Source organism: Janthinobacterium sp. GW823-FHT03B06 (genome assembly GCF_058796955.1).
Map to the genome: position 1 here is coordinate 214,190 of NZ_JBXAJE010000004.1, position 20,733 is coordinate 234,922.

22 protein-coding genes are annotated in these 20,733 nt (G+C 64.3%); 6 read left to right on the forward strand and 16 right to left on the reverse strand.

Annotated features, from left to right (window positions below; genetic code table 11):
* The first annotated feature begins 150 nt into the window (after positions 1-150).
* Together AC1RBA_RS15600 and AC1RBA_RS15605 are read left to right on the forward strand one after the other, a co-directional pair.
* Complete coding sequence (locus AC1RBA_RS15600) at positions 151-507, forward strand: hypothetical protein (protein ID WP_492418976.1); 357 nt, start codon at positions 151-153, stop codon at positions 505-507.
* A gap of 180 nt (positions 508-687) precedes the next feature.
* Positions 688-1,842, forward strand: a complete 1,155-nt coding sequence (locus AC1RBA_RS15605; RefSeq protein WP_070292072.1) for a sensor histidine kinase — start codon at positions 688-690, stop codon at positions 1,840-1,842.
* 45 nt (positions 1,843-1,887) lie between these two features.
* Here AC1RBA_RS15605 and AC1RBA_RS15610 read toward each other — a convergent pair whose 3' ends face one another.
* Entirely contained in the window at positions 1,888-2,130 is a 243-nt protein-coding gene (locus AC1RBA_RS15610) for a hypothetical protein (protein WP_230503764.1), read from the reverse strand.
* 335 nt (positions 2,131-2,465) lie between these two features.
* Between AC1RBA_RS15610 and AC1RBA_RS15615 the strand changes: the two genes are divergently transcribed.
* On the forward strand, positions 2,466-2,708 hold the full coding sequence (locus tag AC1RBA_RS15615; protein WP_230503762.1) for an Imm32 family immunity protein: 243 nt from the start codon (positions 2,466-2,468) through the stop codon (positions 2,706-2,708).
* 74 nt (positions 2,709-2,782) lie between these two features.
* Positions 2,783-3,727 (forward strand): SMP-30/gluconolactonase/LRE family protein, encoded by a 945-nt coding sequence (locus tag AC1RBA_RS15620; RefSeq protein ID WP_492418978.1) that lies wholly within the window; start codon positions 2,783-2,785, stop codon positions 3,725-3,727.
* A gap of 355 nt (positions 3,728-4,082) precedes the next feature.
* On the opposite strand, the gene AC1RBA_RS15625 is transcribed toward AC1RBA_RS15620, so the two are convergent.
* The 13 genes from AC1RBA_RS15625 to AC1RBA_RS15685 form a co-directional block, all read right to left on the reverse strand.
* Positions 4,083-5,045: an ABC transporter substrate-binding protein gene (locus tag AC1RBA_RS15625; RefSeq protein ID WP_070292077.1), complete on the reverse strand. Its 963-nt coding sequence runs from the start codon at positions 5,043-5,045 to the stop codon at positions 4,083-4,085.
* 60 nt (positions 5,046-5,105) lie between these two features.
* Positions 5,106-6,080, reverse strand: a complete 975-nt coding sequence (locus tag AC1RBA_RS15630; protein ID WP_034759656.1) for an ABC transporter permease — start codon at positions 6,078-6,080, stop codon at positions 5,106-5,108.
* A gap of 20 nt (positions 6,081-6,100) precedes the next feature.
* A complete protein-coding gene (locus AC1RBA_RS15635; protein ID WP_492418980.1) occupies positions 6,101-7,633 on the reverse strand; it encodes a sugar ABC transporter ATP-binding protein in 1,533 nt (510 codons plus the stop codon).
* Positions 7,634-7,714: 81 nt separating this feature from the next.
* Entirely contained in the window at positions 7,715-8,581 is an 867-nt protein-coding gene (locus AC1RBA_RS15640; protein ID WP_492418982.1) for a fumarylacetoacetate hydrolase family protein, read from the reverse strand.
* 21 nt (positions 8,582-8,602) lie between these two features.
* The gene (locus AC1RBA_RS15645) at positions 8,603-9,358 is read right to left on the reverse strand and encodes an SDR family oxidoreductase (RefSeq protein ID WP_070221788.1); all 756 of its coding nucleotides are present in this window, start codon (positions 9,356-9,358) and stop codon (positions 8,603-8,605) included.
* A gap of 77 nt (positions 9,359-9,435) precedes the next feature.
* Entirely contained in the window at positions 9,436-9,765 is a 330-nt protein-coding gene (locus tag AC1RBA_RS15650; RefSeq protein WP_492418984.1) for an L-rhamnose mutarotase, read from the reverse strand.
* Between the two features lie 114 nt (positions 9,766-9,879).
* On the reverse strand, positions 9,880-10,710 hold the full coding sequence (locus AC1RBA_RS15655) for an amidohydrolase family protein (RefSeq protein WP_492418986.1): 831 nt from the start codon (positions 10,708-10,710) through the stop codon (positions 9,880-9,882).
* Positions 10,707-11,723, reverse strand: a complete 1,017-nt coding sequence (locus tag AC1RBA_RS15660; RefSeq protein WP_492418988.1) for an aldo/keto reductase — start codon at positions 11,721-11,723, stop codon at positions 10,707-10,709. Before AC1RBA_RS15660 ends, AC1RBA_RS15655 begins: the two co-directional genes overlap by 4 nt.
* A gap of 11 nt (positions 11,724-11,734) precedes the next feature.
* Entirely contained in the window at positions 11,735-12,958 is a 1,224-nt protein-coding gene (locus AC1RBA_RS15665; RefSeq protein ID WP_230503746.1) for a UxaA family hydrolase, read from the reverse strand.
* Complete coding sequence (locus AC1RBA_RS15670; protein ID WP_070221792.1) at positions 12,955-13,290, reverse strand: UxaA family hydrolase; 336 nt, start codon at positions 13,288-13,290, stop codon at positions 12,955-12,957. The genes AC1RBA_RS15665 and AC1RBA_RS15670 overlap by 4 nt, the downstream gene beginning before the upstream one ends.
* Before the next feature lie 25 nt (positions 13,291-13,315).
* Positions 13,316-14,233 carry a GntR family transcriptional regulator gene (locus AC1RBA_RS15675; RefSeq protein ID WP_230503744.1) on the reverse strand — a complete coding sequence of 306 codons (918 nt, stop codon included), beginning with the start codon at positions 14,231-14,233 and terminating at the stop codon, positions 13,316-13,318.
* A 114-nt stretch (positions 14,234-14,347) separates the two neighbouring features.
* Positions 14,348-15,484 carry a mannitol dehydrogenase family protein gene (locus tag AC1RBA_RS15680; protein WP_492418990.1) on the reverse strand — a complete coding sequence of 379 codons (1,137 nt, stop codon included), beginning with the start codon at positions 15,482-15,484 and terminating at the stop codon, positions 14,348-14,350.
* Position 15,485: 1 nt separating this feature from the next.
* On the reverse strand, positions 15,486-16,496 hold the full coding sequence (locus AC1RBA_RS15685) for a zinc-binding alcohol dehydrogenase family protein (RefSeq protein WP_492419306.1): 1,011 nt from the start codon (positions 16,494-16,496) through the stop codon (positions 15,486-15,488).
* A gap of 339 nt (positions 16,497-16,835) precedes the next feature.
* Here AC1RBA_RS15685 and AC1RBA_RS15690 point away from each other — a divergent pair, with 339 nt between their 5' ends.
* Together AC1RBA_RS15690 and AC1RBA_RS15695 are read left to right on the forward strand one after the other, a co-directional pair.
* Positions 16,836-17,867 carry a MerR family transcriptional regulator gene (locus AC1RBA_RS15690; protein WP_070313717.1) on the forward strand — a complete coding sequence of 344 codons (1,032 nt, stop codon included), beginning with the start codon at positions 16,836-16,838 and terminating at the stop codon, positions 17,865-17,867.
* A gap of 69 nt (positions 17,868-17,936) precedes the next feature.
* The gene (locus tag AC1RBA_RS15695; RefSeq protein ID WP_492418992.1) at positions 17,937-19,016 is read left to right on the forward strand and encodes a hypothetical protein; all 1,080 of its coding nucleotides are present in this window, start codon (positions 17,937-17,939) and stop codon (positions 19,014-19,016) included.
* Here AC1RBA_RS15695 and AC1RBA_RS15700 read toward each other — a convergent pair.
* Both AC1RBA_RS15700 and AC1RBA_RS15705 read right to left on the reverse strand, forming a co-directional pair.
* Positions 18,991-20,214, reverse strand: a complete 1,224-nt coding sequence (locus AC1RBA_RS15700; RefSeq protein ID WP_492418993.1) for a D-amino acid dehydrogenase — start codon at positions 20,212-20,214, stop codon at positions 18,991-18,993. The two genes, AC1RBA_RS15695 and AC1RBA_RS15700, sit on opposite strands and share 26 nt — an antisense overlap.
* Positions 20,211-20,663, reverse strand: a complete 453-nt coding sequence (locus AC1RBA_RS15705; RefSeq protein ID WP_070221798.1) for a winged helix-turn-helix transcriptional regulator — start codon at positions 20,661-20,663, stop codon at positions 20,211-20,213. Before AC1RBA_RS15705 ends, AC1RBA_RS15700 begins: the two co-directional genes overlap by 4 nt.
* Positions 20,664-20,733 lie beyond the last annotated feature (70 nt).

The window sequence follows — 20,733 nt, forward strand, 5'->3', positions numbered from 1 at the left end:
GAAATAGGCAGCGACATACTCACACTTGGTAACAAACATGATATAAAAAAGTCACCATGACACTTGCTGGGCCACGTCTCCCCTCGGCCATGGCATCGGTGAGTGCTATATCGGAGAGCACTGATGCATACTCGGCTTGCATGCTGCGCCATGGCGCTCGCTGTATTCTTACCTTCCCAAGCCGCGGACAAGCCGCCGGCATGGACTGGTGAACCACGACCCTTGCGGGGTGACTATCAGATCTATGGCGGAACGCTGTCCGAAATGCTGCCGCCCACGCGAAACGACCGGAAAGTGGCAATCATGGTCAAAGAGGAATTGGCACGGGAACTGTTTGCCCGGCTCGGCCCCGATGTGAAACAGGAACAGGCATGCAGCACCTCGGCGCACTACCGGGAGCGGCGCAGGGGGGACATTAGCTGCGTTCATACAAAAGAGGCGGGATACGCATGCTATTTCGGACTCGATTTACGCACGGGAAAAGGGATGTATGGAGCGATCTGCTAGCCTGGACGCCGCCCGGCACCGTTAAAACCAGAGGCCGCCTCATTGTACCGGCGCACAGCCTGCCGGATGCTTTCGCCTGAGCGGCTCTGCCTGCCTATGCCCCCGGAGCAAAACCCGATCCCCCATCCCTCACCACAAGCGCGTACACTGGCTCCTCTTCCATCAACGCATCGGTCCACAGTGAAACTATCGCGCTTTATTACCGGCCATCTGGAGCCGATCCTGGAAGAGTGGGAACTTTTCGCCAGGTCGCTTCCTATTCCGGGCACCGCCATCTCGAAGGCCGAATTGCGCGATCATGCGAAGCAGATGCTGGAAACCATCGTGCGCGACATGGATGTCATCGAAAGCGCGGCGCAGCGAAAAAAGAAATCGACCACGGGCGTGTCGGAAATCACGGGCAAGGAGACGGCAGCCGCCACGCATGGCTCGCTGCGCCAGCAGATCGGCTTCACGCTGCCGCAGCTGACGGCGGAATTTCGCGCGATGCGGGCCAGCGTCCTGCGCCTGTGGATGGCACAGGTGTCGGTGACGACGAAAACGGCGACGCAAGACATCTTGCGCTTCAATGAAGCGATAGACCAGGCGCTGCAGGAATCGGCCATACGCTATTCGCAGCAGAGCGACCGGACCCGCAATACCTTTCTCGCCATCCTCAGCCACGATCTGCGCAGTCCGCTGAGCACGATGACGATGGCCGGTGCGCTGCTGAGCAGGCCCAGCGCGAGCTCTTCTTCCACGGTACAGATCGGTGCGCGGGTCGCCCGCAGCGCAGCGACCATGACAACCATGGTGAACGATCTGCTGGAATTCGCCAGGACACAGCTGGGGGGACGCATGCCCATTTCACCCACCTTGGGCGATCTGGGGGAAATCTGCAAGACGGCCGTCGAAGATGCCTCGGCCGCCCACCCGCAGTGTAAATTCGAGCTGAGCACCACGGGCGAGATGATCGGCGACTTCGATGCGGCCCGCCTGGCCCAGCTGTTTTCGAATTTGCTCAACAATGCCGCGCAATATCGCACTGACGACCAGCCGGTGACCATCACGGCCTGCGGCGATGCCGATACGGCCGTGGTGCAGGTGAAAAATTTCGGCCGCCAGATCCCGGAAAGCTCGCTGAAGAGCATTTTCGATCCCCTGGTGCAGCTGGCCATTTCCGACGATCACAAGGCACCCAACGCCACCAGTATCGGACTGGGTCTGTTTATCGCGCGTGAAATCGCCAGCGCGCACGGCGGCACCATCGGCGCCGAGTCGAGCCTGGAGTCCGGCACGGTATTTACCGTGCGCCTGCCCAGGGTGGCGCTGAATGACAGAGGGAACGGCGGCTAGGGACTATCCCGGCAGAAAGCGGCATCCCACCGGGACAGGCTCGCCTCACCTGCGGCTGAGCGGCACATACTCGCCCGGCAAGCTGGCCGCTTCCAGCGCATCGGCAAAAGCCAGCAGGAACTTCGCCGGGCCATGTTCCGACACCAGCAGCGACGCGCCCTTGTGGCGCAGCAGTTTCAGCACTTCCTGCTGGTGCACCTGGTATTCCTGCGAATGGCCATAGAAGGTCTGATACATCTCCAGCGTTTCCATGGCTTTCGCGGCCAGGATGAATTCGGGTTTGTCCATGATGTCTCCTCGTTGTCATTGCTGCCAAAAACACGAAAAAAACCTGCAAGATGTGCGGTCCATGCCCGTCGCACTGCCTTGCGGCAACCACATCCGTATTTCCATCATACGCCTCAAGCCGGCCATTGCGCCGTCCTGTTGTGCATCTTTTTCTATTCCGACCGTCCGGCGTCAATTGCTGCTCGTTCACCTTGCGCGACTTCGCGTGTGCGCTAGCCGCCGGGTCCCGCGCATGGCATCATGCGCGTTGGCCACTCGCTCAGGGAACAAGCGGCCGCGCGCGCCGGGCTGCTCGCGCACGGCATACCGGGCGCCCTCATCGACCATTGACATCCATGACCCCACATTTATCGCTGCACTGCTACCTGCAAGACGAGGCCGCCGAACGTCCGCTGCCCTGTTCCGACGTGACCATCCAGGCCGATCCGGCCACCCTGCGCGCCATCGCCCGCTTCCTGCTGGCCAGCGCGGATACATTTGAGCAAGCGCAGGAGCGCGCCGGCATGCACGCCCATCTGCAAGACGAGTGGGAAGGCTGGCAGGACGACTTCCCCGACCTCGTCGTCGTGGCCGCCTGAGGTGCGGCGTAGCATGGCGCTCCGGCTGGCGCGCGTCGGGTAACATACGCCACCTTTGCAACAAGAGAACAACGATGCCCGATTTCCGAACCGCCCTGCCGCCGCTGCGCGCCGCCGTGCTGGCCGCCGCGCTGGCCAGCCTGTCCGCCTGCGCCAGCCAGCCCGCGCACGAGGCGCTGTTCCTCGCCACCACTTTCACGCCCGCGCATTCCTTTACCAAGGGCATCGAAGGCCCGGCCGTCGATGCGGATGGCAATATCTATGCCGTCAACTTTGCGCGCCAGCAAACCATCGGCAAGGTCAGCCCCGGCGGCATTGGCGAGGTGTACCTGACCCTGCCCGGCACCAGCATCGCCAACGGCATCCGCTTCGGCAGCCGCGGCCAGATGTATTTGGCCGACTACATGGAACACACGATCTACCTGGTCGACCCGGCCACGCGCGCGCTCACCATCCACGCGCGCGAGCCGCGCATGACGCAGCCGAACGATATCGCCATCACGGCCGACGACGTGCTGTATGCGAGCGATCCGAACTGGAAAGAAAACACGGGCCGCGTATGGCGCATCGCGGCCGACGGCACGGTCACGCTGGCGCTCGACACGATGGGCACGGCCAACGGCATCGAAGTGAGCCCCGACGGCAAGATTCTGTACGTGAATGAAAGTGTACAGCGCAATATCTGGATGTACGACATCGCCGCGGACGGCAGCCTGAGCGGCAAGCGATTGCTGATCAAGTTCGACGATTTCGGCATGGACGGCATGCGCGTGGACGTCGACGGCAACCTGTACGTGACGCGCTACGGCAAGGGCACGGTAGTAAAATTGTCGCCGCAAGGGCGCATCCTGCGCGAGATCAGCGTGCCCGGCGCCAAGCCCAGCAACATCACCTTCGGCGGCCCCGATGGCCGCACGGCCTACGTCACGGAAGTGGTGCAGGGCCGCCTGCTGCAATTCCGCGTCGACCGCCCGGGCCTCGAATGGCAGCGGGCGCAGGAGCGCCGCAAGGCCGAATAGCAAGCCACATGGCCCTGGCTGCGCATGACGCGATGTCGGCTTACGCGCTTGCGCGCCAAGCCGACCTACTCTACGCCACGATGCATGCGCAGGCCGGGTAGGTCGGCTTAGCCGGAACGGCGTAAGCCGACAAAACAAATAGCAAGCCCACGTGATCCTGGCGGCGCATGGCGCGATGTCGGCTTACGCGCTTGCGCGCCAAGCCGACCTACGTTCCACGCGATGCACGCGCAGGTCGGGTAGGTCGGCTTAGCCGGAACGGCGTAAGCCGACGAAACAAATAGCAAGCCGACGTGGCCCCGCCATGCCACGATTGCTCAAGGAATTGAAGCAGCGCCTGACGATCGGCTGAGGCTCAATATAAAACGTTCTTCGCTTCCGGCAGATCGACATTGGCCTTGGTGACGATCACCACGCCCGTGTTGACGAACGGCGCGACCTTCTTGCCCTCGATCAGGCTGACCAGGGTTTTCACGCCCAGCGCACCCATCGAGTACGAACCCTGCACGGCGGTCGCATACAGGGTGCCGTCCTTGACGAAGTTTTTCAGGTCTTCATTGCCGTCGAAGCCCACGGCGATCACCTTGCCGGCCTTGCCCGCCTGGGCGATGGCGCGGCCCATGCCCACGGCCGTCGGCTCGTTGGCGCCGAAGATACCCTTCAAGTCCGGATTCGAGGCCAGCACGTCGGTCGTCTGGTTCAGCGCCGTGGCCATCTGCGACTGCGAGTAATACGTGCCGACGATCTGCAGCTGCGAATTCTTTTCGATATAGCGCTTGAAGCCGCCCACCCTGCCCGTCTCGGAACCGGCGCCCGCCACGTACGACATCACGGCGATCTTGCCCGTCTTGCCGACCTGCGAAATGAGGGCCTTGGCGCTTTGCTCGCCGGCCGCTTCATTGTCGGTCGACAGGAAGGACTGGTAATAGCGCTTGCCGCTGTCGGCCACCAGCGAATCGATCAGCACCACGGGAATCTTCGCTTCCCACGCCTTCTTCAGGGCCGGCACCAGCGCGTCCGGGTCCGACGCGGCCAGCACGATGCCGGCCACCTTGCGCGTGACGGCGTTTTCCACCATGCTGACCTGGTCGGCGATGGCCGATTCCGAGGCCGGTCCCTGGAAGGTCAGGCTGTAGCCCTTGGCGTCGGCGGCGCTGGCCGTCGCGCCCTTCCTGACGTTTTGCCAGTAGTTGGAATTGGTCGTCTTGACGATCACGGCGATCTCGCCCGGGGCGGCGAAGGCAGCGCTGGCGCTCAGGGCAGAGGCTGCGGTCAACAGACCGAGCAAGACGGTGTTGAAGGCTTTGAAGGTGTTCATTGTCGTCCTCATTTAATTATAGATTTGGTGGATTGACTTCATGGCGTGCTGCTTGCTGCTTCAGGCGCGGTTGCGCTTCTGATCGATCCAGACGGTCAGCAGGATGACCAGTCCGATAATGATTTGCTGAATAAAGCTCGATACCCCGTTCATGTTCAAGCCGTTGCGCAGGATGCCGATGACGAAGGAACCGATGACGGTGCCGGAAATGGTGCCGATGCCGCCGATCAGCGAGGCGCCGCCGATCACGGCGCTGGCGATAGCATCGAGTTCATACATCACGCCTTCGTTCGGCTGCGCCGTCACCAGGCGCGACATCAGCACGCAACCCGTCAGGCCCGACAGGGCGCCGGACAGGGTGTACACCAGCAGGGTCACGCGGCCCACCTTCACGCCCGACAGGCGCGCCGCTTCCGCATTCGAGCCGACGGCGTAGATATGCCGGCCGAAGGTGGTGCGGCTGAGCATGATGGACACGGCCACGGCGATCACCACCATCAGCACCACGGGATACGGAATGCCAGGAAAGACGACTTCGGGAAAGGTGCCGCCCGTGTCGCGCTCGATGCGCCACAGCACGCCATTGCCCAGTTCGCCGAACGACTCGCCCAGACCGGAAATGGCGCGCGCGCCCGTCACCTGCAGCGCCAGGCCCCGTGCGATCAGCATCATGCCGAGCGTGGCGATGAAGGGCGGCAGTTTCAGCTGCGTGATGCAAAAGCCGTTGACGGCGCCGCACATGGCGCCCACCACGACGCCGCCCAGCATGGCGACCGGCACGGGCACGCCGCTTTTCACCAGCAGCGCGGCGGCCACGCCGGCCAGCGCCAGCACGGAGCCGGAACTGAGGTCGATGCCGCCCGTGATGATGACGCAGGTGGCGGCTATGCCCAGGTAGGCGATCGACGTGACTTGCAAGGCCACGCTCATGCCGTTGCTGACGGAGAAAAAGGCGTTGCTGGTCAGGGAAAACACCAGCAGCAACAGCGACAGGCTGCCCAGCGCGGCGAATTTTTGGATCAGTTCTTTGTTCATTTTTTTAAAGCTTTCTGTTTTTAGTGGACTGCCGCCTGGCCAGGGATTGGAGCGACGACGCGCCCCGACGCCAGCTGCATGATCTCTTCCTGCGACGACTCGCGCGTATTGACGATGCCGCTGATGCGCCCTTCATGGAACACGGCCACGCGGTCCGTCATGCCCATGATCTCGGGCAGCTCGGACGTGATCAGCACCACGCCGATGCCTTCCGACGCGAGCTTGTCGAGCAGCTGGTAGATGGCGAACTTGGCCCCCACGTCGATGCCGCGCGTGGGTTCGTCGAAGAAGATGATTTTCGATTCGCGGTACAGCCATTTGCTGATGACGATCTTTTGCTGGTTGCCGCCCGAGAGGTTGCGCGCGACCTGTTTCGAGGTCGGCGTCTTGATGCCCAGCGCAGCGATATACTGCTGCGCCACCGCCTCTTCCCTGGCAAAATCGATGAAGCCGAAACGGTTGGCCAGAGCCGAAACATTCGTCAGGGTCAGGTTGGCCGCCACCGACATGCGCACCGCCAGGCCGTGGCTCTTGCGGTCTTCCGACAGGTAGGCGATGCCGTGCCCGATGGCGTCGATGGGACTGGCGATCGTCACCGCCACGTCGCCCAGGTGGATGGCGCCGCCGGTGAGCGGGTCGGCGCCGAAGATGGCGCGCGCCACTTCCGTGCGGCCCGCGCCCATCAGGCCGGAAAAGCCGAGGATCTCGCCGCGCCGCAAATCAAAGCTCAGCGGGCCGAAGACATCCTTGCGGTGCAAATCGCTCACGCGCAGCAGCACTTCAGCCGTCGGCGTCGAGACGCGCTCGGGAAATTTTTCATCGAGGGTGCGGCCCACCATCCTGGCCACGATGGCGTCCAGGGTGGTAGCGGCAAAATCGTCGGTGCAGACGAATTTGCCATCGCGCAGCACCGTCACCCTGTCGATGATGTGCTGCATTTCTTCCAGCCGGTGCGAGATGTAGACCACGCTCACGCCGTTGCGCTTGAGTTCATTGATGATGTCGAACAGCTGGCCCGTCTCGCTTTCCGTCAGCGAGGACGTGGGCTCGTCCATGATCAGCACTTCCGTATTGAGCGACAGCGCCTTGGCGATTTCCACCATCTGCTGCTGGGCGCAGGACAGGTTTTTCACCAGCTGGCGCGGGTCGATGCGCAGTTTTAAACGGTCCAGCAGCGCCTGCGCATCGGCGCGCATCTTCTTGCGGTCGATGAAAATGCCGCGTACCGGTTCGCGCGCGAGGAAAATATTCTCCGCCACGCTCAGGTGCGGGATCAGGTTCAGCTCCTGGTGGATGATGGCGATGCCGGCCGCCTCCGCATCCACGCTGCTGGCAAAGCTGCACACCTTGCCCTTGTAGACCAGTTCCCCCTCGTCGGCCTGGTACACACCGCTCATCACCTTCATCAGGGTGGACTTGCCGGCGCCGTTTTCGCCGCACAGCGCATGGGCCTCACCCTTGCGCAGGCTGAAACTGACGTTGTCCAGGGCCAGCACGCCGGGAAAGCGCTTGCTGACCTTGTTCAAGGCCAGTATCTCTTCGGATTGATTCATGGTGTGTCTCCTCCACTCCACTGCCATAGGCCGGCGCGCCGATGTCTGAGCACCTTGGCGGCGCGCCGGTCTGCTACTCGTTTAACTGTCGATCAGTTGCGGATTCCACGCATGCACGGTCTGCCGCTGTTCGCCGAGACCGTCGATCCCCAGGCGCATGGTGTCGCCCGGTTTCAAATACACGGCCGATGGCTTCTGCCCCATGCCCACGCCCGGTGGCGTGCCGGTGCTGATGATGTCGCCCGGGTACAAGGTCATGAAGCGGCTGATATAGCTGACCAGATTCGCCACGCCGAAGACCATCGTTTGGGTATTGCCGTCCTGGACGCGCTTGCCGTTCACTTCCAGCCACAGGCCCAGGTTTTGCGGGTCCGCTACTTCATCGGCGGTCACCAGCCAGGGGCCGATCGGGCCGAAGGTATCGCAGCCCTTGCCCTTGTCCCACTGGCCGCCGCGCTCCAATTGGTATTCGCGTTCGGACAAATCGTTCACCACGCAGTAGCCGGCCACGTGCGACAGCGCCTCCGCTTCGCTCACATAGCGCGCGGTGGTGCCGATTACCACGCCCAGCTCCACTTCCCAGTCGCTTTTCTGCGAGTCCTGCGGCATCACCACGGCATCGTTGGCGCCGACGATGGCGCTGGTGGCCTTCATGAACAGCACCGGCTCAGCCGGCACGGCCATGCCCGATTCAGCCGCATGGTCGGCATAGTTCAGGCCCACGCATAAAAACTTGCCCACGCCCTGCCACGGCGGCGCGATGCGGCCGGGGTTGGCCACCACCGGCAGGCTGGCGATGCCGATGGCGGCCAGGGCCGCCAGGCCATCCTTGCCCAGGGTCGCGGCCGTAATATCGGGCAGCACGCCGGACAGGTCGCGCACGGCGCCGTCAGCATCGATCAAGGCAGGTTTTTCAGCGCCCTTGGCGCCATAACGCATCAGTTTCATGTGGTTCTCTCGTTGTAGTAATCAGTTGGACCAGCCGCCATCAATGACGTGAGTCATGCCGGTGGTAAAGGCGGATTCGTCGGAAGCCAGATACACGGCCAGGGCGGCGATTTCCTCTGCCCGGCCCACTCGTCCCATCGGCTGGCGCGCCACGAAAGCGGCTTGCACTTCATCGATACTCACGCCCGTCGCTGCCGCCTGGGCGGCAATGCGTTCCTTCAGCGAGGGCGATTCGATGGTGCCGGGGCAGATCGCATTGCAGCGGATGCCGCGCGTGACGAAATCGGCGGCCACCGCCTTGGTCATGCCCACCACGGCCGCCTTCGAAGTGCCGTAGATAAAACGGTTCGGCGCGCCCTTCACGCTCGACGCCACCGACGACATATTGACGATGGAGCCGGCGCCCCTGGCCAGCATCCCGGGCAGCACGGCGCGCATCAGCCGGTACATGGAACGGGCGTTGATGTCGAAGGAACGGTCCCAGGCCGCATCGTCGCAATCGAGGATGGTGCCGCCATCGACGAAGCCGGCGCAGTTGAACAGGATATCGACGGGACCGATCTCGCCGGCCAGCGCGGTGATCGCCGCGCCATCGGTCACGTCGAGCAGGCGGATGGCGCAGCCCGTCACTTCCTTCAGCGCGTCGAGTTGGGCCTGGTTGATATCGGTGGCGATCACGGTCGCGCCTTCGCGCACGAACGCTTCGGCCGTGGCCCGGCCGATGCCCTGGCCGGCGGCGGTGAGCAGGGCGATTTTTCCTTGTAGTCTGGCGGTCATATTGTCTCCTTTTATTTTTTTAACCCGACACCTTAAGTGCTGGGGTCAGACCCGGCGGGTCTGACCCCGGATTCTTGCTAAGCAAAGTAGAAAACCTGCTCCATCATCGCCCAATGCTCGCCCTCGGCGCGCGAGGCCAGCGGCTGCTGGCAGGGGGCGCAAAAGGTCCACCAGCGCTGCGTTTCCGGGTCGGCGGCGATGGCCGCCATGTCGGCTTCAAAATCCTCGCCGTGGTATTCCCAGTAACCGAACAACAGGTTTTCCGGTTCGCGCAAAAAGATCGAATAATTGCTGACATGCGCCGCCGTCAGCTTGGCCAGCACCTGCGGCCAGACGGCGGCGTGCAGGGTCTTGTATTCCGCGATGCGGTCCGGCGCGATGCCGATGACCATGCCCATTCTTTGCATTTCAGCTCCTTTTTGTTGGCTTACGCCGTACCGGCTAAGCCAACCTACAGTTGGCATCGAGGTGTTTCGTAGGTCGGCTTAGCCGGCACGGCGTAAGCCGACAAGCCAGCCACCTCATTTAAGCCCATAAAAGCGGCAAGCATTGAGGCCGAAAATATCGTCCCTGTCCTGCTGATCGAGATGCGCCAGCAGCGCCTCGCTGGCGGCCAGCCAGGCCGCATAGCCGCCCGCCAGGTCGACTACCGGCCAGTCGCTGCCCCAGATCACGCGCCGGGGGCCGAACACGTCCAGCACATGCGCCACATACGGCTGCAAATCGTCGACGCGCCAGCCGGGCCGCGCTTCCGTCACCAGCCCGGACAGCTTGCAGTGCACGTTCGGCAGCGCCGCCAGCTGCGCCATGTGTTCGCGCCAGCAGCCAAAGGCGGCATCGGCGATCGGCGGCTTGGCCGCATGGTCGATCACGACGGGGAGCGCTGGAAAATCGCGCGCGCATTGCAGCAGCGCGGGCAAGTGGCGCGGCAGCACCAGCGCGTCAAAGCGCAAGCCGTGTGCCGCCATGGCCGTCAACGCTGGCCTCAGCGCCGGGTTGGCGATCCACTGATCGTCGTCGAGGTCCTGCAGCATCGGGCGCAGGCCTTTGAGCTTGCCGTGCGACGCCAGGCGGACAATCGCCGCCGGTGCGTCTTTGGCCAACAAGTCGGTCCAGCCCACGACGGCACGGATAAAGCTGGTCTTTTCCGCCAGCGCCAGCAGGTAATCGGTATCGGCGGACGACGGCAGCGACTGCACCAGCACCGTTCCAGCGATGCCATGTTCGGCCAGCAGGGGCGCCAGATCGGCGGGCGCGAAATCGCGGTGGATGGCGGCCAGGGATGGCGGCGGCCAGTTGCCGCCGCGCGCGGCCAGTTGCCAGCAGTGCTGGTGGGCGTCGATGCGCATCATGCTGCTCCCTTGGGTACGGGTGCGCGCGCATCGATCAGGCCTGCTTCCTGCAAGGCCGTCCACAAGGCGTCCGGCAAGGGCGCGGCGAACCAGTCGAGGTTTTGCCGCAGCTGCGCCAGGTCCTGGCCGCCCGGGATGCAGGATGCGACGGCCGGATGCGCGAGCGGAAACTGCAGAGCGGCGGCCTGCAGCGGCACGTTGAATGCGCGGCAGATGGCGTCGAGCTGCGCCACGCGCTGGAGTATCGCGGCCGGCGCATCGGCATAATTGAATTTGCCGTTCCCGGCCAGCACGCCCGAGTTGAACGGGCCGCCGATCACGATGGCGTTGCCGCGCTCCACGCACAGGTCCAGCAATGGCGACAGCGAAGCCTGTTCCAGCAAGGTGTAGCGGCCGGCCAGCAGGGTGCAGTCGAGGTCGAATTCCGCCATCGCCCGCAGCACGATCTCGCATTCGTTGACGCCGAGGCCCACGGCCTTCACCTGGCCGCCGGCGCGCAGCTGGTCCAGCGCGCGAAAGCCGCCGCCGTCAGTCAGCTGGCGCCAGTATTGCTGCTCGTGTTCGCCATGCGTGGCCGTGCCGATATCGTGCACGAACAGGATATCGATGCGCTCGAGCCCCAGCCGCTGCAGGCTGTCGTCGTGCGAACGCAGCACGCCGTCATACGTGTAGTCGTAATGGGGGCGGAACGGCAGCGGCGCGGCAAAGCCGTCGTCGCCGGGGCGCACGCAGGGGTCGGGCCGCATCAGCCGTCCCACCTTGGTGCTGATCACGAACTCGTTGCGGGGCCGCTCGCGCAGCGCCGCGCCGAGACGGTGTTCGGACTGGGTATAGCCATAGAACGGCGCCGTGTCGAAGAAGCGCACGCCCGCGTCCCAGGCGCCATCGAGGGTGGCGCGCGCCTGTGCATCGCTGACCGGCTGATACAGGCCGCCCAGCGGCGCGCAGCCCATGCCGATGCAAGGCAGCGACAGGCCGCCACGCGGCAAGGTACGCAATTGTGTGACATCCATGAACCCGGTCCTCAAGCAGCGCGCAAGGGGAAGCAGCCTGGCCCCACCGCGTCGAATTGTTTATAGGTCAGCACGAACTCCTGGTGGCCCAGGTCTTCCGAGCGGCTCAGTTCTCCGTTGGCCACGTTCAGCACGGCGGCGACGATCTCGGCGCCCACTTCTTCCAAGGTGGCTGCGCCCGTGAGGATCTTGCCGGCGTTGATATCCATGTCGTCGGCCAGGCGCTCGAAGGTTTGCGGATTGGCGCACACCTTGATGACGGGCGAAATCGCCGATCCCACCACGGAGCCGCGTCCGGTAGTGAACAAGGTGATGTGGGCGCCGCAGGAAATGAGTTCGACGATTTCCGCGTTGTCCGACACGTTCGGGAAACCGAAGCGCGGCTCGCCGTCCGGCACCACGTCGAGCAGGTACAGGCCGCCGCCGGCCGGCTGGTCGCCCGGTTTCAGAATGCCGACGATGGGCGAGGAGCCGCTCTTGGCGTAGGCGCCCAGCGATTTTTCTTCCTGCGTGGTGAGGCCGCCATCGGCGTTCCCCGGCGAGAAGCTGCCATGGCCCATGATGGTGTAGTAGCGCGCGGCCTTGGCCACGGTGTCGACGATGGCGTTGCCCAGCTCCGGGCTGACGGCGCGCCGCTGCATGTGGTATTCGCAGCCCACCAGTTCGCCCGTCTCCTCGAAGATGCAGGGGCTGCCGGCCGCGATCAGCGTGTCGAAGGCTACGCCGACGGCCGGGTTGGCGCTGATGCCGCTGGTGCTGTCGGAGCCGCCGCAGATGGTGGCGACGACCAGTTCCTCGATCCCCATCGGCACGCGCTCCTGCCGCGCCAGGTGTTCCAAAGCCCAGCCTATCCATTCGACGCCGCTGCTCACGCTGGGGCGCGTGCCGCTGTTTTCCTGGATGGTGATCGTGTGCACGGGGCGGTCGCTGTCGGCCACGGCGCTGGACAGGCCATATTTGTTGAAGCCTTCGCAGCCGAGAGACACCAGCAGCACGGCGCCCACGTTCGGGTGCGTCAGCAGGCGGCGCATCACCTGGTCCGCGTATTCGTTGGGGAAGCAGCCCGTAAAGCCGATCAGGTGCACGGGCTGGCCGGGAAAGGCGTTGACCATCAGGCGCGCCACATGGTGCGCGCATTCGACCATATAGGCCACCACCACGATATTGCGGATGCCCTTGCGGCCATCGGCGCGCAGGTAGCCCGACAGGGCGGGTGTCGTTACGGGAGCGTTCATGCTTGGTCGTCCTTGTGCAGGAAATGGTGGCCGTCCTGGCCCAGGGTAAATGTGGGGATGTAGTCGCTTGCCAGGTTGTGCGTGTGGATATGCTCGCCGATGGCGACGGGAGCCGTGATGCTGCCGATCAGGGCGCCGTAGCGCAGCACCTTGTCGCCCACGGCCAGCGCGCGGCGCGCCACCTTGTGGCCGATCTGGATGTCTTGCGCCAGGGTGACGGGCAGGCCGTCGATGGCGACGACGTCGCCGCTGGCCAATGCCGTCCTGGCGATCAGGCAGTTATCCTCGGGCGACATCAGGAGCAGGCTGGCAGGCCGGGAAGCGAGGCTCATGGCGCACCCTCCCCGGCAAAGACGGCTAGGCGTCCGGCTGGCTCAGTTTTTCGCGCGTGCCTATCGAGGACAGCATGGTGCGGCGCGAGGAATCGAGGTGCGAACGCATGCACTCGAGCGCCTTCGGTATGTCGTGCTCCGCCAGCGCATGCAGGATCGCCAGGTGCTCCTGCACCGCGTACTGGTTGCGGCCCTTTTCCTCGCCCTTGTCCCACTGGTAGTGATAGTGGAAGACAAACGAGACGATATCGTAGAAGCCCTGCGCGAAGCGGTTGTTCAAGAGGCCAATCAAAAAGGTGTGGAACTCGCGGTCCAGCGCCGGAAAGGCGTTGTGGCGCGTGTCTATCCTGGCCGCCAGCTTCTCGTGCTGTTTGATCAGCCGCGCCAGTTCCGCATACGCGGGGTCGCCATGCGGCAGGTGCGCAAACTGCTCCACGGCCGCCATCTCGAACATGCGCCGCATGTCCGCCAGTTCGGTGGCGAACGAGCGGTCGAACGCGCACAGGCGCCAGCCGCCGCGCGGTTTCTTTTCGATCAGGCCGAAGCGCGAAAAGCCGATCAGAAATTCGCGCACGCTGACGGTACTGGCGCCCGCCTCGCGCGCCAGTTCCGCTTCCGAAAATTCCGCGCCGGGCGGCATGTCGCGCTGGTACACGCGCTCCATCAGCACTTGCTGGATGCGCTCGGCCCCCGACTGCAATTCGGAGATATCGAAGTAGTCGCCCGGTATGGGTTTGCGCAGCAGGCGCCGGTCCGCCGGGCTGGCGATCAGCCGCCGCGTCGACAGATACGCGATCGCGCTGCGGACCGCCGTGCGGCTGCCCTGGCAGATGGTGGTCAGGAACTGCTCCGTCGGCAGCGTCTCGCCCACTGCGACATTCTCGGCGAGAAATTGCAACAGCAGATTGGTACTGCGCTTGAAGACGGTGGCGGGTTTGGACATGGATGAATGAACGCGCTATGCCAGCGAAAGGGAAAGTGGATGAGTGGGCCATTTTAGTCGATATCGGATTGGATCGGCATGCAGAAAAGGAAACAACTGCGGCGGCGGGAGCCTTCATGGCTGCGCTCCCGGCGCCAGCATGGCGCGCAGGCGCGGCTGCGCCAGCGCGGGACAGAGCTGCCGCGCCAGCGCCGCCACGGGCGCCACGCGGCGCGCGATCTTGCCGGCGTGGTGCTGGGCGATGTCGGCCAAGCGGTGCGCGAGGAAGGGATTGCAAAAGCGTTCCCTGACCTGCGCCACATAGGCCTGCGCGGCGTCGCCGTGCCGCGGCCCCATGGCGGCAAATACGGGCAGCACTTCCTCCTGCCACAGGGCTTCCAGCGCGGCGCGCATGGCGCCATCGTCCATCGCCTCGCGCACTGTCATGCCGGCCGGGCTGCCCCGCTCCATCCACAGCTGCGCCAGATAGGTGTGACCGAGGTTCAGCAAGAACAGCTTGCGCTGTTCATAGTCGCGCAGGCTGCTAGTCACTACCACCTGCCGGTGGCGGCATGGCAGCAGCATGCCTTCCTGCGCCTCGATGGCCCACAGCGCATAGGGCTCGGCCACGGCGCCTACCGGTTCGATCGGCTCGGAAACGATGCGGTCGACGAGGGAATTGATCCACAGGCAGACCGTTTCCAGGTAGACGATGAACGCGGCATCGCAGCGCCACTGCCGCGCCAATGCCACGACCACCTGGCGCAGCACCGTGCCGTTGTCGGCCACCAGTTCGCACGGAAAAATCGAGAGGGGCGCGGCGCCGGCCAGGAAGCGCCCGTGCAGCAGCACCAGCAGCTTGGCGGGAAAGCTGGCGGGGACGGTATCGCCGTCGAGCATGCCGGCGTGGTCGGATTCGTCCAACTGATAGCCCGTGTCGCCCGTATTCGACAAGATCACGCGCGCGGCCACGGCCGCATCGCGTACCTGCCGCCAGTCGCTGCCCGCTTGCCACGCCTGCGTGACGGCGTGGGCGCGGCGCTCTTCATCGACTTGCACGCCGTCCTGCCAGCCGCGGATGCGCACGGGATAGCCGCCGGGCCGGCGAAACGCCGCCACGCGGGCCGCGCCCTGCGCGCTGCCGGTCGTTTGCACGATGGTGATCTGGCCCAGCGCCTCGCCCATGCTGGCCGCTTCGCTGACGAACAGGTCGGCGTGCGCCTGCAGGAAGCGGCTGGTGCCAAATTGAAGTATGGGGTTGAGATCGCTCATCTCAGACCTCGACGATGGCCTTGATGACGCCCGCCTCGGGCTGCATCCAGCGATCGAGCACGCCCGTAAATTCGTCGAGCGTGGTGCGGTGGGTATTGAGCAGCGCGGTGGGTACTTTCCCCGCCTGCATGGCCGCCACCACGTCCTCGAAATCGTCGACGGTGGCATTGCGGCTGCCCAGCAAGGTCGTTTCGCGCTTGTGGAATTCAGGGTCGGAAAAGGACAGGCGGTCGCGCACGATCGATACCAGCACATAGGAACCGCCGTGGGCGACGAAGTCCAGGCCACGCTCCATGGCGGCGATATTGCCGGTGGCGTCAAACACCACGTCGAAGAATTCGCCGCCCGTGGTCTCCGACAGCTGCTCCTTGTCGCCGTCGCCCAGCTGCACCGTGCGGGCGATGCCCAGCGCGTCGCGGCAAAACTGCAGGCGGTCGGCGCGGCCGTCGAGCACCGTCACGTCGGCGCCTTTCAACGACGCGAACAGCATCACGGCCATGCCGATCGGGCCGGCGCCCACCACCAGCACGCGCCTGGCCGCATCGACCGCGCCGCGCTTGACGGCATGCGCGCCGATGGCGAGAAATTCGATCATGGCCGCGTCGTCGAGCGAGATGCCTTCCGTCTTGAAGACGAAGCGCTCGGGCAGCGCCAGATATTCGGTCATGCCGCCGTCGCGGTGCACGCCCAGCACTTCGATGCGGGTGCAGCAGTTGGTCTTGCCCTGGCGGCAGGCCACGCAAGTACCGCACGACAGGTAGGGCATCACGTAGACCTGGTCGCCCACGGCCAGTCGCGAGCCGGCCGGCGCGCTGTGGATATGGCCGGACAATTCATGGCCCATCACGCGCGGATAGCTGAGGAAAGGCTGGGTGCCGCGGAAGATGTGCATGTCGGTGCCGCAGATGCCGACGCGGCGTATGCGCAGCAGCACTTCGCCCTCGGCGGGCACGGGCACGGGGCGCTGCTCCATGCGCAAACTGCCGGGCGTATCGCAAACGATACTTTTCATCATGGTCGTCTCTCTCGCCGTCCGGATCTTGCCGGCGGCATATTATATTTAACGTACAAACCAACTGTGAAAAAAATCCGTCTGCGCGGATTGTCTTTCCAGCCCTGCCAGTGGCGCGTCTTGCTGCGCCGCACAACGATCATGCCGTCATGCCGCCTGGCCCGAACCTGTTTGTTTTGCTGAAGCCGTCATTCGGTTTTATAAATATACCGTACAAAAAAATGAAGGTCAACGGATTCTTTTTCCGGTTTTTTCGGCTCCTCTGCTACATTCCTGCTTGACCCTGACGTAACGTCAGGCACCATCGTGATAGCACGCACTGAAGACAAGGAAAAGACGATGCTGCTGAAAATCGGTGAACTGGCCAGGCTCACGGGCCTGACCATCCGCACCCTGCACCACTACGACAGCATCGGCCTGCTCTCGCCTTCGGCGCGCACGCAAGCCGGCTACCGCCTGTACCAGCACAGCGACATGGACCGGCTGCACCGGATCATGGCGCTGCGCAAGTTCGGGCTGTCGCTGGCCGATATCGCCAATGCCCTCGCCGGCCCGGATCTGCCTTTGCATTCCATCGTGGCGCGGCAAATCGCCATGCTGGAGCGCCAGATCGCGCAGGCTTCCACCCTGCGCGAGCGCCTGCGCACCCTGCAGGCGCAACTGGCGCAGGGACAGGCGCCGGAACTGGCCGAGTGGCTTACCACAATGGAGTTGATGACCATGTACGACAAATACTTTACCCAAGAAGAACTGCAGCAATTGCCGCTGCTCTCCGATACGGCCGTGGAACAGGAATGGAAGGCGCTGGTGGCCAGAGTGCGCGCCCTGCAGGCGACGGGCGCCGGCCCCGGCGACGCGCGAGCACAGGCGCTGGCCACGGAATGGATGGTCAAGCTGGTGCGCGACACGGGCGCCCACCCGGGCCTGTTCGCGCGCCTGAACGACATGCACGAGCAGGAGCCATCGATGCAGGCCACGACCAGCATCGATGCGGAACTGATGCAGTTCATCCTCGCCGCCTTCAACGCCTCGCGCATGGCGCTGTACAAGCCTTTCCTCGACGAGCAGGAGTATGCGTATTTACTCGCCAACTACGGCAAGCGCTCGGGCGAGTGGCCGGCCCTGATCGCCGCCGTGCGCGCCGCCATCGATGCGCGCACACCGCCCACCGACCCGGCCGTGCTGCAACTGGCGCGGCAGTGGCTGGATCTGTTCCGTTCGTATGCGGGCACGAACCCGGCCACGCAGCTGAAATTCCGCCAGGCGCACCAGCAGGAACCGCGTCTGATGGAAGGCAGCTTCGTCGACGGGGCCATGGTGCAATACCTGGGCGCGGCAATGGCCGTGGTGGCGCAGGAAAAACAAGCGTAAAAGTTGGCGTGCGGCATTTCCAGGCGGTGGCCATGTAGAATCGGCCATCGCCAATCACAGGAAAATCCGATGCGCCGCTTTTTGTTGATATGTCTGACCCTGCCCGCCCTGAATTCCGCCATGGCGGCCGAGCCGCCCGTGCAAGGCGTGTGGCAGGGTACTTTGGGCAAGGCCAATATCGTCGCCTGCTTCAACCAGCCCAGTCCCACGCAAGGCGCTGACCGCAGCGGCAATTACTACTACACGCGCTACAAGACACCGATCATGCTGTCCATGGCGAACGGCAAGAGCGACTGGAGCGAATCCGACGCCAAGGGCGATACGACGGGCACGTGGCGCCTGGGTGCGCCGCAAGGCGGCAAACTGGCCGGCACCTGGACCGATCCGAAAAGCGGCAAGACCCTGCCCCTGGCCTTGACCCTGCTGGAAGCGGCGGGCGACCGCGAGCATCCATCCTGCGCCAGCGATGCCTACAACCTGGCGCTGGAAGACTTTCCCAACACTAAGGTCAGCAAACCCGTTACCTTCGAAGGCAAGCAATACCGCAACCTGCAAGTGGGCGACACCATCACCGTGGAACTGATGGCGCCTGGCGACGGCATCGCGAAAATCAACGCGCAGCTGCGCGCCGTGCTGGCGAAGAACAAGAAAGACCTGGAAGACTTTTATGCCACGCGCCGCGAATACCTGGGCCGCAACGGCTTCACGACGGAAGACGAAGTGTATGCGGAGCCCACCTACTGGTCGCCGCGCTGGGTGACGGTCAAGTTCTACCGCTGGGCGGCCGGCTATGGCGCCAGCGGTATTTCCATCCGGTTCCGCACCTGGGACGTGAAGACGGGCCAGGAAACGGACGTGTGGAACTGGTTTGGCGCCAGCGCCAGCGATAGCGACGACAAGGCCGAATTGCCGGACCGATTGCGCCAGGCCCTGTTCAAGGGTGTGACAATCGACGCCGAATGCAAGGGCACGGATTACGACGGCCACGGCCGCTTCCACCTGTCCTTGAAGCCGGAAGGCGTATCGTTCTGGGAAGATTCGAACGGCAGCGGCTGCGAAAACGATTTTTTAATGCCCTACAGCAAGGTCGGCCCCTTCCTCACCGTCAAGGGCCGCGCTGCGCTCAGCGATCTGCTGCCGAAGAACTAGGCGCGACCGCCTCTGCCACCATCTCCGCCGTCGCGGCCGCCAGGGTCCAGCCCAGGTGGCCGTGGCCCGTGTTGTAATACACGCCCGGTGCCTTGCCTGGCCCCACTTTCGGCAGCATGGCCGGCAGCATGGGGCGCAAGCCCGCCCACGGCACGACCTTGCGGGTATTCACACCAGGAAAGCACTGCTCGACCCATTCCAATAGCGGGCGGATGCGGTCGGCGCGGATGTCGTCATTGAAGCCATTGAATTCCGCAGTACCCGCCACTCTGAGCCGGTCCTCGCCCAGGCGGCTGCTGACCAGCTTGGTCGCATCGTCGAGCAGGCTGACGCACGGCGCCGCGGCGCGGCTGGCGCCGTCATCGAGCTGCACGGTAATCGAATAGCCTTTCACGGGATACACATTCACGTGGTCGCCCAGCATGGCCGCCATGGCGCGGCTGGCTGTGCCCGCGCAGACGACGACGGCATCGAACACGGCGCTGTCTTCGTCCATGGAGACACGCACCTTGCCGTGCTCGCGCGCCAGCGCGGTAATCTCCTGGCCATAACGGCAGGCCACGCCCAGGCGCACGCAGGCATCGGCCAGGCCGCTGGTGAATTTGTGGATGTCGCCCGTGGAATCGCTGTCCGTGTAGTAGCCGCCGTAAAAATCGCCGTGCAGGGCAGGTTCGATGGCGCGCATTTCTTGCGGCGTGACGGCGCGCCGCTCCAGGCCTGCCTGCGCCAGCAGGCGCGACACGCCGGCCGCCCGCTCGAAGCCGCGCCGGTCGCGGTACACATGCAGGATGCCGGCGCGGCGGTGATCGAAAGCTATCTTTTCTTCTTCCGCCCAGGCAAACAGATGTGCGCGCGCGGCAATCGCCATGCGCGCCGTGGCGATGGTGTTGCGCTCGTAATCCGGCATGGCGGCGAGAAATTCCGCAAACCAGCTCAGCTTGTGCCAGCCGGGAGTCGGATTGAGCAGCAGCGGCGCATCGCGCCGCGTCATCCATTTCAGCGCGTTCCAGATCGTCGCCTTGTGGTTCCACACTTCCGCGTGCGAGGCCGACAATTGCCCGCCATTCGCATACGACGTTTCCATGGCGGCATAGCGGTGGCGCTCGATCAGGGTGACAGCGACGCCCCGTTTCGCCAGCGCGTACGCCGTGGTGACGCCCGTGATGCCGCCGCCAATGACGGCCACCGTGCGGCTCATGGCGACCCTACCTTCTGCACGACGGTATCGCCCGCCTGCAGCACGCGGCCATCCTCGGCCAGCACGTCGATGCGGCGCACGGGCAAGCCTGAACCGCGCTGCAGCAGGGTGGAATGGGCCTCGCCTGGTTCAAACAATTGCGCCTCGCTCCACTGGCGCAAGCCGACGACGACGGGAAACAGGGCCAGGCCCTTGGGCGTGAGCACATATTCCTGGTAGGCCGTGCCGTCCGAGGCGGGCGCGACCGTAAAGATGCCCTCTTCCACCAGGGTATGCAGGCGGTCGGCCAGGATGTTCTTCGCCACGCCCAGGCTTTTCTGGAATTCCCCGAACCGGCGCATGCCGTCGAAGGCGTCGCGCACGATCAAGAGCGACCAACGCTCGCCGATCGCGTCGAGCGCGCGCGCCACGGGACAGGGGTCGGTTTTCAGGCTCTTGCGCTTGGCCACGGATGTCTCCTCGATTGAGTGGTTGCATTTTAAAACTAATCACCGTAGACTCCAAATGGTTTTAATTTGC